This is a genomic window from Streptomyces sp. NPDC050263 (assembly GCF_040655955.1).
In the GTDB taxonomy this organism is placed as follows: Bacteria; Actinomycetota; Actinomycetes; order Streptomycetales; family Streptomycetaceae; genus Streptomyces.
Genome location: NZ_JBFAKW010000015.1, coordinates 40,304 through 53,351 on the forward strand (window position 1 = coordinate 40,304; position 13,048 = coordinate 53,351).

At 73.9% G+C, this 13,048-nt stretch carries 22 protein-coding genes; 1 reads left to right on the forward strand and 21 read right to left on the reverse strand.

The genetic code is table 11. The features are described 5' to 3' along the window. Positions 1 to 38: 38 nt before the first annotated feature. Entirely contained in the window at positions 39 to 554 is a 516-nt protein-coding gene (locus AB0J04_RS09850; RefSeq protein ID WP_363167843.1) for a hypothetical protein, read from the reverse strand. Positions 555 to 706: 152 nt separating this feature from the next. On the opposite strand from AB0J04_RS09850, the gene AB0J04_RS09855 reads away from it, so the two are divergent. Continuing rightward, positions 707 to 964, forward strand: coding sequence for a hypothetical protein (locus tag AB0J04_RS09855; RefSeq protein WP_363167844.1), 258 nt, complete (start codon positions 707 to 709; stop codon positions 962 to 964). A 54-nt stretch (positions 965 to 1,018) separates the two neighbouring features. On the opposite strand, the gene AB0J04_RS09860 is transcribed toward AB0J04_RS09855, so the two are convergent. The 20 genes from AB0J04_RS09860 to AB0J04_RS09955 form a co-directional block, all read right to left on the reverse strand. Then, entirely contained in the window at positions 1,019 to 1,720 is a 702-nt protein-coding gene (locus AB0J04_RS09860) for a hypothetical protein (protein WP_363167845.1), read from the reverse strand. A gap of 70 nt (positions 1,721 to 1,790) precedes the next feature. After that, the gene (locus tag AB0J04_RS09865; RefSeq protein WP_363167846.1) at positions 1,791 to 2,006 is read right to left on the reverse strand and encodes a hypothetical protein; all 216 of its coding nucleotides are present in this window, start codon (positions 2,004 to 2,006) and stop codon (positions 1,791 to 1,793) included. Further along, complete coding sequence (locus AB0J04_RS09870) at positions 2,003 to 3,871, reverse strand: hypothetical protein (RefSeq protein ID WP_363167847.1); 1,869 nt, start codon at positions 3,869 to 3,871, stop codon at positions 2,003 to 2,005. Before AB0J04_RS09870 ends, AB0J04_RS09865 begins: the two co-directional genes overlap by 4 nt. After that, on the reverse strand, positions 3,868 to 4,314 hold the full coding sequence (locus AB0J04_RS09875; protein WP_363167848.1) for a hypothetical protein: 447 nt from the start codon (positions 4,312 to 4,314) through the stop codon (positions 3,868 to 3,870). Before AB0J04_RS09875 ends, AB0J04_RS09870 begins: the two co-directional genes overlap by 4 nt. Next, on the reverse strand, positions 4,311 to 4,613 hold the full coding sequence (locus tag AB0J04_RS09880) for a hypothetical protein (protein WP_363167849.1): 303 nt from the start codon (positions 4,611 to 4,613) through the stop codon (positions 4,311 to 4,313). The genes AB0J04_RS09875 and AB0J04_RS09880 overlap by 4 nt, the downstream gene beginning before the upstream one ends. Further along, positions 4,610 to 5,014, reverse strand: coding sequence for a hypothetical protein (locus AB0J04_RS09885; protein ID WP_363167850.1), 405 nt, complete (start codon positions 5,012 to 5,014; stop codon positions 4,610 to 4,612). Before AB0J04_RS09885 ends, AB0J04_RS09880 begins: the two co-directional genes overlap by 4 nt. Further along, the gene (locus AB0J04_RS09890) at positions 5,011 to 5,397 is read right to left on the reverse strand and encodes a DUF4326 domain-containing protein (RefSeq protein WP_363167851.1); all 387 of its coding nucleotides are present in this window, start codon (positions 5,395 to 5,397) and stop codon (positions 5,011 to 5,013) included. Before AB0J04_RS09890 ends, AB0J04_RS09885 begins: the two co-directional genes overlap by 4 nt. After that, positions 5,394 to 5,594, reverse strand: a complete 201-nt coding sequence (locus tag AB0J04_RS09895; protein ID WP_363167852.1) for a hypothetical protein — start codon at positions 5,592 to 5,594, stop codon at positions 5,394 to 5,396. The genes AB0J04_RS09890 and AB0J04_RS09895 overlap by 4 nt, the downstream gene beginning before the upstream one ends. Next, complete coding sequence (locus AB0J04_RS09900) at positions 5,594 to 5,869, reverse strand: hypothetical protein (protein ID WP_363167853.1); 276 nt, start codon at positions 5,867 to 5,869, stop codon at positions 5,594 to 5,596. Before AB0J04_RS09900 ends, AB0J04_RS09895 begins: the two co-directional genes overlap by 1 nt. Further along, complete coding sequence (locus tag AB0J04_RS09905) at positions 5,866 to 6,624, reverse strand: hypothetical protein (protein WP_363167854.1); 759 nt, start codon at positions 6,622 to 6,624, stop codon at positions 5,866 to 5,868. The genes AB0J04_RS09900 and AB0J04_RS09905 overlap by 4 nt, the downstream gene beginning before the upstream one ends. Continuing rightward, positions 6,621 to 6,830, reverse strand: a complete 210-nt coding sequence (locus tag AB0J04_RS09910) for a hypothetical protein (RefSeq protein WP_363167855.1) — start codon at positions 6,828 to 6,830, stop codon at positions 6,621 to 6,623. Before AB0J04_RS09910 ends, AB0J04_RS09905 begins: the two co-directional genes overlap by 4 nt. 2 nt (positions 6,831 to 6,832) lie before the next feature. Continuing rightward, positions 6,833 to 7,132: a hypothetical protein gene (locus tag AB0J04_RS09915; RefSeq protein WP_363167856.1), complete on the reverse strand. Its 300-nt coding sequence runs from the start codon at positions 7,130 to 7,132 to the stop codon at positions 6,833 to 6,835. Between the two features lie 10 nt (positions 7,133 to 7,142). Next, positions 7,143 to 8,228, reverse strand: coding sequence for a histone-like nucleoid-structuring protein Lsr2 (locus AB0J04_RS09920; protein WP_363167857.1), 1,086 nt, complete (start codon positions 8,226 to 8,228; stop codon positions 7,143 to 7,145). Next, a complete protein-coding gene (locus AB0J04_RS09925) occupies positions 8,225 to 8,920 on the reverse strand; it encodes a hypothetical protein (protein WP_363167858.1) in 696 nt (231 codons plus the stop codon). The genes AB0J04_RS09920 and AB0J04_RS09925 overlap by 4 nt, the downstream gene beginning before the upstream one ends. Next, entirely contained in the window at positions 8,917 to 9,279 is a 363-nt protein-coding gene (locus AB0J04_RS09930) for a hypothetical protein (RefSeq protein ID WP_363167859.1), read from the reverse strand. Before AB0J04_RS09930 ends, AB0J04_RS09925 begins: the two co-directional genes overlap by 4 nt. Further along, positions 9,279 to 11,162, reverse strand: coding sequence for a hypothetical protein (locus AB0J04_RS09935; RefSeq protein ID WP_363167860.1), 1,884 nt, complete (start codon positions 11,160 to 11,162; stop codon positions 9,279 to 9,281). Before AB0J04_RS09935 ends, AB0J04_RS09930 begins: the two co-directional genes overlap by 1 nt. Before the next feature lie 21 nt (positions 11,163 to 11,183). Further along, a complete protein-coding gene (locus tag AB0J04_RS09940) occupies positions 11,184 to 11,480 on the reverse strand; it encodes a hypothetical protein (protein ID WP_363167861.1) in 297 nt (98 codons plus the stop codon). Beyond that, the gene (locus tag AB0J04_RS09945; RefSeq protein WP_363167862.1) at positions 11,477 to 12,169 is read right to left on the reverse strand and encodes a hypothetical protein; all 693 of its coding nucleotides are present in this window, start codon (positions 12,167 to 12,169) and stop codon (positions 11,477 to 11,479) included. The genes AB0J04_RS09940 and AB0J04_RS09945 overlap by 4 nt, the downstream gene beginning before the upstream one ends. An 87-nt stretch (positions 12,170 to 12,256) precedes the next feature. Next, entirely contained in the window at positions 12,257 to 12,814 is a 558-nt protein-coding gene (locus tag AB0J04_RS09950) for a hypothetical protein (RefSeq protein WP_363167863.1), read from the reverse strand. Then, the gene (locus AB0J04_RS09955) at positions 12,811 to 13,047 is read right to left on the reverse strand and encodes a hypothetical protein (RefSeq protein WP_363167864.1); all 237 of its coding nucleotides are present in this window, start codon (positions 13,045 to 13,047) and stop codon (positions 12,811 to 12,813) included. The genes AB0J04_RS09950 and AB0J04_RS09955 overlap by 4 nt, the downstream gene beginning before the upstream one ends. Between the last annotated feature and the right edge of the window lies 1 nt (position 13,048).

The window sequence follows — 13,048 nt, forward strand, 5'->3', positions numbered from 1 at the left end:
GGCCCCGCGCGGGGGTGGACGCGGGGCCCGCGGCCTTGTCAGCTGTCGGCTTTGCCCCTGCTCGCCGCGGTCAGCTGCTCGCTGGTGTGGCCGGCGGCGAGGGCCTGCTTCCAGACGGCCTCGGCCTGGCGGTCGGCGGCGCGCCAGCGGGGGTTGGTGTCGCAGTCGCGGAAGCCGATGTCCTTGGCGATGTCGCGGCAGCGCTGGGTGGCTGCGGCGTACCGCTCGAGGAGGCTCGGCTGACCCGCCGGGGTGCCGTCCAGGACCGCGCGGAGGCTCGCGGCGTAGTCACGGCGGGTGATCGGCCCGGTGATCTCAGGGGCGGCGGTGTTCAGGGCGTGACTGAGGACGGGGTCCATGGTCGTGGCCTGGAGCACGGCGAGCCGGGCGGTGGGGGTGAGCTCGGCGGCGGGCCGGTTGTGCTCGAGGCGGTCGGCGATCTCACCGAGCCACCTGCGGACCTGCGCCTCGACCGACGCGCTGGGGTGGCCGTGGCGGGCGATGGCGGTGGACTGCTGGGGCTCTTCGGGTACGGCGGACTGGGTACGCTCCATGGCGGACCTGCTCTCTCGTCGCGTTGAGGACGGGTCCACCCCTCGGCCCGGAGCTCCAACTCCATATGGGCTGAGGGGTTTTCCCGTTGTGCCGAGAACGACCGTAGCGAGAAGTGTGGACAATGTCCACACTTCTTCGAGAGGATTGGCCCATGCCCGACGCCCCCGAGCGGCAAGAGCCGGAGAGGGAGACGATGACCATCCCGAAACTCGCCGAGAGGGTGGGTAAGAGCCGGACTCTGATTCACCGGCTCGCCACGAATCCCGCGGAGGGGTGGCCAGCCCCTGTCTTCAAACCGGGCAGCTCGCGGCCGGAGTACGACGTCGCCTGGTTCGATCAGTACTGGGCGCAACGGCAGGCGAGCATCCGGCAGGGCAAGCGAACCGACCTGGACCAGCCCGAGGAGTAGCTGTACCTGACGATGCCCCCACCACGCGGAAGGTGGGGGCATCACGCTGTCCGGTCAGGCCGCGTCGGCGTCGAGCGCGGCGTAGGTGATGCGGGCGGCGAGGGCGAGTTCCTCCCGGGTGTACATGGATCCGCAGGTGCCGCACTCGGTGTAGATCTGGTGGTCGGTCGCGACGAGGGCGAGGGAGTCGCAGCGGGGGCACGGCTGCGCGATCGCGCGGCGGCGCGGACGCAGGCACGTGGTGTCGCGCACGGTACGCATCAGGTCGCGCAGTTCGTCGTGCATGACGCCGGCCCAGTCCTGGCGGGAGGCCCAGTCCAGGGGCCGGCCGTCCGCGAGCCACGCGGCGAGGGACTGGGGGGTGAGGCTGACGGGCGGGTTCCAGCGGCGGTCTTCGCTGATGACGCGGACCCAGTGAATGAGGACGCCGGCGATGGGGAGCTGTCCGTGCTGGTCTTCGGTGGCGTCGCCGTGCGGGTCGCGGACGCCGTCGGACCAGGCGGCCGGGCCGAGGAGGTTGAGGACGTCGTCGCGGCCGGGCAGGGGCGCCGTGCGGTAGACGGTGCGGCCGCCGCCGCTCGTGCCGGTGGTCTCGCGCTGGCGGGAGCCCTCGAGCACGGTGATCTGCAGGGGGAGCTCGCGCAGCCACACGCCGATGACGTCGACGCACGGGGTGCACAGGGTCTGCCCTGTCGCCTGCTCGGTGTCGCGCAGCGCGCGGGTGCAGGACTCGGCTGCACAGGAGGTGGTGGTCACCGGGGTTCTCCTCGGGGTGGTGCGGGTGGGGCTGGGGCGCCGGGCTCGCGTGAGGCGAGCCCGGCGGGGTTCACCAGGTGGGGGTGTCGCAGCAGTCGGCGATCCAGCCGGCCGGGATCTGCATGCGGATCGGGGTCCCTGCGGTGAACCGCGTACGGCAGTCGGCGCACGCGCCGGGGTGGACGGCGTGGAACCAGCGGCCGGCCGGCCGCTGGTCCGGCTCGGCCGACGGTCGGCAGTGCGCGCACGTGCTCTGCTCGAGGTCGGTGAACTCGCAGCGGCTCATGAGTGGTTGTGTTGAGGGCGCGACTTCCAGCTGCACCAGGTGGCTGCGGGTCGGCTGCCGGACGGGCGAGCGAGCTGCTCGAACGGGGCGGCGTAGACGGGCACGAGCTCGGAGGCGACCGGCGGCTGGACGGGCGGGCGTACGGGCTGAGGGATGGTGAGGTTGCCGTAACCGTCGGCGATGCCAGCGGCCTCGAGGACGCGCACCACGGTGTCGAACTGGTGGCGCATGGCCCCCAGGTTGCGGCCGAGTTGGCCTGCGAGGCGGGCTAGCCGCCGGTCCTTGCGGGCGCGGGCCGCGGCGAACAGCGGCTCGAAGCACTGACGCAGGGCGCCGCTGAACGGGATGTCGATCGTGAAAGCGGTCTTGCCGAACTGCTGTGGCCAGGTCACTGCATGGGGCGAGCGGCACGGAAAGGCGACGACGGGTACGGATGCTGGCTCGATGTCGCGGCGGAGCGCCTCGCTGAACTTCTCCAGGGCGCGGGCCGTGTTCTCGGTCACCGTCGTCACGGCCTCCGTGACGGCGCTGAAGGACAGAATGAAGTCGGTGACGCCCGGCACGGGCTTCCACTCGCGGTCCGAATTGCTCCAGATTTCGATAGTCATCGGTTCCTCGCGGTCTCGCAGCGGCCGGTCGACATGCTCGACGTGGGCGAACAGGTCGGCGTCGCGCGGGCTGATGTGCCAGCTGGCCTGGCGGCCGCCGACGTAGAGGTAGACGATCTGCCAGCCGGGTTCGTCGACGTCGTACGCCGAGGCGATGACCGCGCCCTCGGTCATGGCGGCGAGGAGGGCGACGAGGTGGGCTCGCTCGCGGTACGCGCCGTCCCGCTCCTCCTCGGCGGCGTGCTTCTGCTCACCGACGGTCTTCAGCTCGCGCTCACGCTGCGCGGCAACAGCCTGCCAGTCGACGGGCGTGGCGTGCTCCTGCTGCTCCATGTCGTGCTCCTTGGTCGGGTTGGTGGCGGACGGCTGCTCCGGCGGGAGGATCGCGGCGTGCAGCTCAACGAGGCGGGCGTCCCACCAGCGGGCAAGCGGCGCGCCGATCGGTGGCGGCCCGGCCTTGACCCACTGCTCGTAGAGGGCGATGACGCGGCTCACGTCCTGCTCGGCGGACTGGCGCAGGGCAGCGAAGACGCGGGCGGTCGTCTCCAGTTCGGTCACGTCGGTCGCTGCCGAGCCGGGCGCGGGCTCGTCGAGGGCGCGGATGGTGTCGCAGGGCCAGGTGGTGTCGTAGCCGACGCGCTGCCCGTGCGCGCAGTAGACGCAGGTGTCGCCGTTGTTGGCCTTGCGGTGCAGCTCGCCGACACGGGCGACGGCGCCCTCGGCTTTCTCGATGCGGCAGGCGTAGCACCAGTCAGCGCACGGGAGTTGCTCCGTCGAGCCGTCCTCGCGGATCACGCTGAACTGCATGTGGGTGTCCATGCCGCGTTCGATGAACGCGAGCCAGCGCTGCACTTCGGCTTCCACCTGGCGGACGCGCTCGGCGTACTGCAGCGTCGCCTTGCCGCGCCGCCGGGATTCGGTGCGGAGTTCCTCGCATCGCTTCTCGGCGTGGATGCCCAGGCGCATTTCGGCCTCGACCTGGTTGTGCAGCAGCTCTGCCTCGCTGGCGCCGAGGGACTCGCCGCGGCCGATGCGGTCGAGGAGGCTGCGGATGTTGGCCTGGCGTGCGGCGCGCGTTTCCGCGGCGGCGGTAGACCTGTGTTCGGCTGCGTGCTTGCGCTTGGCGGCGCGCACGATCTCGCCGAAGAGCTCGATGTCTCGTTCGGTGAAGTCGCCGGCGCCGCGGATGAGGACCGTCTCGCCGTCTACCTCCACCTGGCGGCAGGGCTCGGCCTCGTCGATGTGCGCTTGGGTCATGTGCGGTCCTTCGGGGTGTCGATGTCGCGGAAGGGTTCGGTGGGCAGGGGCCGGCCTGTCTGCTTGGCCCACCAGCCGGCGCAGATGAGTTCGCCGAGGGGGATGTCGCGGGCGTGGCCGGGCGGACGCCACGCGCCCAGGGGGACGTTGGCTCCGCCGTAGCCGCGGGTGGTGCCGTGGTGGCACCAGAACGGGCCGTCGTCGGGGAAGCACTGGCCGCCGTCCTCGAGCTCGGGCGAGCCGGGCCGGAACGCACAGTCCGCGCACGGCTTGCGCATGACGCCGGGCGGGACGGGCGCCTCACGGATCATGTCGGCAGGCACGTGCTCGACGTCGTTCGTGAGGCCGTTGCCGCCGCAGTGCAGGCAGCGGCCGGTGGACGGGCCCATGTCGCCCTGCTCGCAGAACGGGCACAGGTACCGGTAGACGACGAGCTCGGTCACGGAGCCACCACCTTCGACCGGTCGTTCTCGTTGGCGGGCGTGCCGTATCCGGTGGGGATGGCGAGGGCGTGCCAGCAGGGGGCGCAGCGGCGGCGGCCGAGGCGGGAGTTCAGGCCGGGCATCCACCAGCCGCGGCGTATCCCGCACACGGCGCGGCGCACGATCGGCCGGGAGTCGTCGATGGCGTCGCGTATCTGCTCGGCGGTGACCTGCGGGCCGGGGACGGCGTGCAGCCGTCGCCATTTCCCGCACACCAGCCACCAGCAGCCTGCGTTCTCCGGGATCGGGTGAGCGGTCATGCCCTGCTCCCGTGGTCGTAGCGGGCGGCGATCGCGGTGAAGACGGCGGTCTCCCGCTCGTCGAGGGGACGGCCGTCGTACACGCGCGGCTCGTCGCCGCGGCGGGCGCAGTCCGGTCCGTGGACGGCGCCGTTGGAGTTGCGCCAGAAGCTGCAGCACGGCACGGGCCGCTCCTGCAGCGGTCCTTCGGTCCCGCTCGCGCGCCGTGCCCGGTCGTGGCGGGCGCGTTCGATGCGGTGGAGGCCGGCGTAGTTGCCGCCGATCCACGCGCACACGAACGCCAGGTAGCCGAACCCGTCGGCCAGCCACCACTGCCGGCCGACGGCGGACCAGCAGGCGGCGGCCGCCAGGGCGAGGGCGGCGGTGCGGGCGATGCGGAAGGTGCGCCGGTATCGGTTCATCGGCCGGCCTCGTTGGCGAGTGCGAGGAGGACGGCGGCGTGGCAGTGGTCCGGGCCGCCGGGGGCCGGGGGCGGGCACCAGCACATGAGGTCCCGGCCGGCCAGTTGCCGGCGGATCGCGGCGAGCAGCCCGGCCTGGCTGGAGAACCAGGCCCGGTACCAGTCGGCGGCGACCCGCCGCGCGTCGTCCTCGTCGGTGCTGGCGTAGATGACGCCGCGCTCGGGGCTCGTCACCAGGTGGTGGCCGGCGTGCTCGCGCAGGGTGTAGGGGTTGCCCCACGGGGTGCCGCGGCCGACGTAGACGGCGCCGTGTGGGGCGCGCCAGCCTTTGGTGTGCTGGCGCTGGATGCGGGCGGGAGCGCCGAGGGCGGTCTGGCGGTTCATCGGCTGACCCGGATGACGCCGAGCGGGGTTCGTGCGGCGAGGGCGGTGTGGAGTTCGCGCAGGCGCAGCCCGGCGTGCTGGTCGCGGCGGGCGAGGCGGCCGCGGGTGACTGCGGGCAGGGTGCGCCAGCAGGCGGAGCACAGGTACTGGCGGGGGGTGCGGCGGCCGGGGCAGCCGGGGCAGTTGAGTTCGCGCATCAGGACTCCCGCGTGCTGGCGTCGGCGTCGGGTGGGGTGCGGTCCGGGCCGGGCGCCCAGGCGAAGAGGACGAGGAGGGTCAGGGCTGCGGAGAGGACGTCCCACGGCCACAGCTCGAGCTGGAACGTCCAGGCGGCGATGAGGAGGCAGGCCCCGGCGCACAGGCCGACGGTCGTGCGGGGGCTGATCAGGTGCAGGGCCGTGCGCAGGACGGCGGCGAGGAGGACCAGGACGACGGCCGTGGTGACGGTGAGGACGCTCCAGGGCTCGGTCACGGACGCCCCCTGCCGGGCAGCGGGGCGGGGACGTCGGCCGGGTAGACGGTGCATCCGCCGCAGTGACCGCCGATGACGGGAGCGTGCGGGTGCTGCGCGCACGCCCCGGCGGTGGTCTCCACGGGCGGTGGCGGGGAGCCGCGGCCTGCGCGCCGGTCGATGGCGTGTGCCCAGCCGGCCGCGACGGCTGCGGTCCGGATCAGCCCGGCGCGCAGCCGGACGGGGTCGGTCTCGGCGAAGGCCTCGGCGACGTCGGCGCGCAGGATGTGCAGCCAGTCCAGGTATCCGCCCTTGGCGGCCTGCTCGCACGCCATCCGGGCGACGTCCGCGTCGACGGTCTCCGGGTACTGGCCGGTGCCGTCGGGGTGGCTGGGCTCGCCGACCGTCTCGTCCTGGCGGGCGCGCTCGGCGGCGATCTCGTACAGCACACCGGTCAGGTCCGGCCGCTGGACGACGGCCGGGCTCAGGACGGCGGGCTCGTACCTCGAGGCGAAGGCCTGGGGCTGCACGGTGGAGAACGCGCCTGCCGCGTCGCGTACGACCCAGTGGCCGGGTTCGGCGCGGACGTTTCCGCCCGGCACCTTGATGAGGAGAAGGGGGACGCCGTCGAGTGCGGCGGCCTCGGTGGCGGTGGCGCCGCACTCTCTGACCCATTGCAGGATCTGGTACTTGGAGTCGGCGGTGAAGGGCCGTGCCTCGACGTCGGCGGGGCGGAGCCGATAGCGGTGGTCGGGGCGGGGCTGGTCGGTGCTCACTGGCTGGGCTCCTGTGGTTCGAGGGGGAGTTGCCCGTCGACGGCGGGCGCGGGCTGGCTGAGGGCGGCGCGGATGCGGGCGGGGTCGCGGCGGATCGCGGCGCGCTGGTCGGGGCGGAGCTTGCGCCAGCAGCGGGACCCGATCCGCCGGGCGCGGGCGGCGGCGGACCGGATCGGCTGCTTGCACAGCTCGCACTCGACGGCCACGGCTACAGCTCCTCGATGGCGTAGGCGATCGCCGCGTTGATCTCGGCCTGGTGGTGCTCGCGGTCCGACCGGGTGCGGGCCTCGGCCTCGGCCCGGTTGCGGGCGCAGTCGGGGCAGTAGGCGGGCGCGCCGTCGTTGAGGATGTGCGGCCCTTCCCACTCGTTGTCGTGGGCCCAGCCGGCGGCGGCGTCGCGGGACTGGAAGTACCAGGGCATGCCGTCGTCGTGCTCGGCGACGGCGGCGCACCGCTCCGTGTCGCAAGTCAGCGCGTACAGAGGCTGGGTGTTCTTGATGATCGACAAGGGATGTCCTTCAATGAGCGGGCTGGTCGGCGGCTGCACGCCAGGCGTCCATGACTGCTTTGGGGACGCGGCCGGTGCCCGGGCAGTCGACTCCGTTGGCCTTCGCCCAGGTGCGTGCCGCCGGGGCGTCGGGGTCCGGGGTGTGCTTTTTCCGGGGCTTCGCCGGGGCCAGTTCCTGTCGGCGGGCGCGGAGTTCGGCGAGGCGCTGCTCGAGCTGTTCGGCCTCCGTGTCCAGCTCGGCCAGCTCGTGGTCGGCGTCGTAGCGGTTGCGCAGGCCGGTCAGGGCGGCGCGTGTGCGCTGGGCCGTGGCCTGGACGTCCGTGTCCGGGTGGTCCTCCGCCCACTTCAGGAGCTTCCCGGTCGGCAGGGCCTCCGACGGACTCCTGCCCGTGGCGGGCCCGGGCGCGGTGGGCACGGCGGGCGGGGCTGCTCGTACGGCGGCGGTCCGGACGGCGGGCGCATCGGCGGTGGCCATGGCCATGGGGGACTCCTCGGTCTGTAGGCGGAGGCGGTTGTCGCGGGCGGCCTGCGGTCCGCCTTCGCGGTCGATCTCGTCGAGCAGGTCGGCGAGGGCGCGGATCGTCACGGGCTCCTCCGGGCTGGCGTTGCGCAGGACGTCGTCGGTGAGGTGTGCGCCGGCCACGCAGGCCTGGTCGCCGCAGTCGCTGCGGACGTAGCCGACCGGCGGCCGCCCGTGATGGCGTTCGAAGATCACGTGGCGGGCGTTGAACCGGTCGCCCTCGGCGAACAGTTGAGGCATCCGGCCGGCCATCGGCCCGCTCCAGCGGGCGTGCCCGTCACTGCCTGCCTCGATCGCGGCGGCCAGGGCGTCGTCGATCGATCGCGGCGGCGGGTTGCGCCTTCCTCTGCCGGAGGCGGGCAGGCCGGCGTCACGCCGGATGCGGACGATGGTCGGCGCGGTGATGCCCACCTCGGCGCGGATCTGATCGAAGGTGGCGCCCGACAGCAGCAGCGCGACGGTCTTGCCCTCGACCTCGGCGCGCTCTTCGGCCGTGAGGCGTGTGCCGTTGGGGCGTGAGGCGGGGGACGCGGCGCGGCGCTCTACCGGGGGACGCTGCGCGTCGACGGCGGTCATGGCGCGCCCGCTTCCTGACCGTGGCAGGCCTGGCAGTACGCGGTGCCGTCGGGCTCATACCGGCCGTGCTCGGCCTGGTCGTGGCCGCGCCTGCAGCGCGGCTTGCGGGCGCCCATGCCCATGACGTGGCGCAGCTGCTCGCGCAGCCGGACGCGGCCGGGCTCGTCCTCGACGTGGTCCGGCGCGACGCACTGGCGCATGCCGCACTCGGCCTTGACCTGGCCGACCGGGTCGCGGCCGGTACGCCGGCGGAACGCGACCGCGGCCGCGGTGTGCATCCGGTCCCCGGAACGCAGGACAGGGGTACCGCTCTTCTTGGCGCGCGACCCGGTCCACTCCAGGTGTCCGCCCTCCAACGGCTGGGTGTTCGCCTCCCACTTCGCGTCCAGGGACATCGGCTGACGCAGCGGGAGCGGCACGCGGGCGTCGGCGCGGATGCGGCGTACGGCCGCACGGTCCACGCCCAACTGCCGGGCGATGTCGTTGTTACCGAGGCCCGCGTGCAGCAGTTCGCGGATCTGCGCGTCCTTGGGGTGCGGGCGCGTACCACGCCGGGTGATCGTCGCCGGACCGAAGCGGCCGGCCTTGCGGGTGCGGGCGACCTCACGGACGTCAGCCCCGGTCCGGCGGTGGATCTCCGCATCGCAGTGCCCGGCCTGCAGCAGCTCGACGACATCCGCGCGGGCCTTCACCGGCCACCTCGCCCCGGCTGCTGGCCGAACAGCGGGGGCTGCACGGTGGGCCTGCGCCTCGCCGGACGCGACCGCGGCAGCGGTACAGCCGGAGCCTGCTGGCTGCCGGTGCAGCTGTGCCAGTGGGCGACGGCCCGCCACTCCAGGCGCGCGGCCTCGGGCTCCGGGAACTCCGCGTCCAGGACGCGCACGACCAGACCGCCGTGGCTGTCCGTGCGCGCGGCGAGGTTCCCGGCCGGGGAGGGCATGGCGTTGAGCGGTGTGCGCTCGCCCTTGGCCGGGCCTGCGGCCCAGCGGATCGGGGCGCTGCACCGGTTGCAGGTGGTGACGCCTCGGGTGGGGTGCGGTGTGGTGGGCATCAGATCTCCTCCACGCTGGTGGCGGCCGCGCTCGACACGGCGGCGGTGTGGCGGGCTTGGTGGACGTCGGTGCGGCGGCGTCCGCGCGGGGTCGTGCACGCCTGGCCCGCCAGCGCACGGCAGTCGGGGCAGGCGGCGGACAGACCGCCGGGCAGGACACGGCGTGCGCCGAGGGCGGCGCGGACCTGGCCGGGCACGTACGCGTACGCAGGCCCGACCACCGGCGCTACGGGCACGGCAGGGGCGGGGGCGGCCTGCTCGTCCTGGTCCAGGAGGGGCAGCACCCGCAGCGCCCCGTACACGTGCAGCGCCCGGGCCTGGCCGAGCGTGCGGATCGCCGCCCGGATCTCCCACTCCGGCGCCTGCTCCCGATCCCGGTACGACGCCTTCGCCGGGGCCGACTGCTCGGCGCGGGCCAGGCGCTGCGCCTCGTGCATCCGCTCGACCCGCCGCTCCGCTGCCCGCCGCTCGCTCTCCTCGAGGTCGCGCATGCGCTGCGCCTGTGCAGTGGCGGCTTCGCGGGTGTAGGCGCAGGTGCGGCAGTCGCGGCCGGCCTCGTGGTCGTCGGGGTCGGAGGTGAGGATGACGCCGCTCTCGCAGCGCGGGTCGGCGCAGCCGCGGCGGACGAGGGCGACGCCCAGGAGCCAGCGGCCCAGGGAGCGGATCGTCTCGGTGCTGGCGTAGCGGCGGGCGATGCGGTCGGCGAGGCGGTCGACGGTGGTGCCGTCGCGCAGCTGGCAGCGGATCTCGCGGACGGTGCGGGTCCACTCCCAGGCGCTGAGGTCGGTGAGGGCGTGGGCCACCGGGGCGAGGACGGCCCACACGGCCGCCCACTCCTGGCTGCTGAGCTGTGGTCCGAGGACGTCGGCGGCGGGCGCCGGGACGTCCGTGCGCAGCACGCCAGGGCCTGGGCCGAAGGTGTCCGGCACACGGCCGCCGGGGTTTTCCACAGGCGCGGCGGGCTTACTACCGGTAGGACGCCTACGGCGGATACCCACCACCCCCTGCGCCATCCCGTCAGTAGTAACCCCGCTGTATTCCTTGATCGCGAGGGATCCGCCATGGGCGTCCGGACCGGATCCGCCATGGATGTCCGCACTCGGCTGGCCCGCGGCCGGGGCGGCGGCGGGCGGGAGCTCGGTGCTCTCGTCGGCGGGCTGCGCGTCGGGGGCCGGGTCGGCGAGCGGGGTGGGGCGCAGGGGATGGCGGTTCAGGGTGACGGTGTTGCGGCCCTGGTGTCCGGCGCGGTGGCCGACGCCGATCCAGCCCGAGGCCTCGAGGTCTTTGAGGATGCGGCGGGCCGTGCGGTCCGTGAGCGCCGTGCCCTTGCTCTCACCGTTGTGGTGGAAGAGCTCACCCGCGAGCTCGGCGGCGGTGAAGACGTGGCCGTCGGCTTCGGCGTGGGCGGCCAGGAGCGCGGCACGCAGCTGCCGGGGCGTGAGCGCGTCGCACATCGTGACGGGCACGCGGACGGACCGCTCGGCGGTGGTGACCGGGCGGACGGAGCGGATCGCGGTGCGTCCCCTGCCGCCGCTGCGGGTCATACGCCTGGTGGTGAACTCCGGTTCCCGGCCGTCGGGTCCAGGAGTGCGGCCCTCGGTGAGGCCGCGCTCGAGGTCGCGGACGGACAGACCGGCGAAGCGGGCGAGTTCGGCGACGTGGGCGTTGCAGTGCTCGGTGTTCACGTCGAGATCGAGGGCGGCGAGCTTTCCCCAGACCTTGACGAAGACATCGCTGTAGTGCGGGCCGCGGTAGACGCGTTCGGGGATGTCGACCATCTGCGTCGCGCGGCGTGCGGGGCGGCGCGGCAGCACGCCGGGCGCAGCACTGCCGGCCCCGCCACGAATGTGGCGGGGCGCGGCGAGCGCTGCGGCGGCGGACATCGGATTCCTTCGAGGGGTGGGTCAGCGGTTGGTGCAGGAGGGGTAGGCGGAGCCGCGGCGGCAGGCGTCGTAAACCGTGGAGGAGACCTCGAACTCGTGGTCCTGGCCGTCGCTGTCGCGGGTGGTGAGCTCGTACTCCCAGTGGCAGGAGCGGCGGGCCTTCTTGCCGGTGCCGGCGGTGCGGCATTCGTAGTCGCGGTCCTTGGCGACGACGTGGCCGGCCGGTCCCTGCTGGTATCCGTCGTCGCAGGCGGCGGCGGTCAGCAGCAGGGCCACGGCGGTGAGCGCGGCGCCGAGCGCGGCGAGGGGGCGCGTCACTTGAACTCCACCGGCCCGGCGTCCATGAGGACCTGGCCGTCGGAGGCGAGGACTGGGCGGGCCTCGCTGCCGGGTGCCGAGTACTTCTCGACCTGGGAGATGACCGCGCCGTCGCCGGTGAAGTCGACGAGGGCGATCGCCACCCAGTACGCGTAGCGGTCGGTGTCGTAGAGGGGGACGGTGACGGTCTGGCCGCGGCCGTCGGTGACGATGGCCTTCGCCCCGTACTCGCGGAAGCTGCCGACGCCGTTGCCGACGGCGCTGTAGGCGCAGATGAGGGCGTAGCCCTGCTGGTCGGGGCGGCCGATGGTGGCGGTCTCGCGGCCGGGGACGCGGCTGTCGCCGTGGTGCTGGATGTGCGGGGCGTCGTGCAGGCGGCCCAGGTTGCGGTAGTAGATCGCGTTGAAGGTGGTGTCGCAGCCGGTCTTGACGTCGGCGGCGGGCACGTAGAGGACGTACAGCTCCAGGTCGGCGCCCTTTGCGCGGCGGCCGGAGGTGCCGCCGTCCCAGTCGAGGTGCGCGGTGATCTGCACGGTGGGGTCGGCCTTGACCATGCTGATGCCGGTGGACGCGCCCTTGGCGAGGCTGATGCCCGTCAGGTTCAGCGCCTGGGTGTTCACCGCGGGGACCGCGGCAGCCTGAGCCGGGGGCGGGGTGGTGGTCTTCTTGCCGAGGCCGAAGAGGCCCATTGGTGTTCTCCTTGCGGGTTGGGTGCCGGGCGGGCGAGACGGGGCATCGCCCGCCCGGCGGATCTGGTGAGGGCGGAGCGAACGAGGTCAGGGCTTCTTCGCGGAGGCGCGGCGGGCAGCGCGGTCGCGGAGCTGCTGGAGGACGGCGACCGGTACGCCGAGCTGCCAGCACCGCTCGCCGGCGCGCGGGCCGCTGGCGAGAGTGAATTCGTGGATCCAGCCGCGGCTGGTGAGGGCGGCCAGCTGCACGCCGATCTGGTCGGCGGTGAGGCCGGTGGCGATGGCGAGCTGCTCGGGGGTGGGGCGCCAGCGGGCGTGGATCTCGCCGTTCCTGAAGTTGGCGTAGCCGAGGAGGGTGAGCGCGACGAGGCGGGTGTTCGGCTTCATCCCGCTGATGCGCACGCCCTGTTCGAGCATGGTGCGGAACGACTCGCCCTGGCGGAGCTTGCCCTGGCGGACGGCGTCGGCGGCCGTGACCATGCCGTCCACGGGCTGAGGCCTGGCCGGAACGGCGGCAGCCGGGCGGGGCCCGGTGCGGGGCGGCGCGGCGGCCGGCGTCGGCTTGCGTGCCGGGGCGGCCGGGGGGTTGGGCTTGCGGCGGGCCATGTCGAGCGGGCTGAAGCAGCGGCCGTGCGGTGCGGTCATGTCGTCGGTTCCTGTTCGTGCTCGGTGCCGGTGGGGGCGGCTGCCTCGGGGTCGGGGCCAGGCGGGGGCTGGCGGTGGATCGGCCAGCCCGGGCCCGGCGGGGGCTCCGGGCGGCCGGCCTGGCGGTTGGGGGTGTGGCGGGCGCACCACCAGCCGGACGGGTAGAGCCGCGCGTACGTCAGCGCGTGCAGGTCGACGCGCTGCCACTCGCAGGCCGGCGGCTTGCTTCGCACT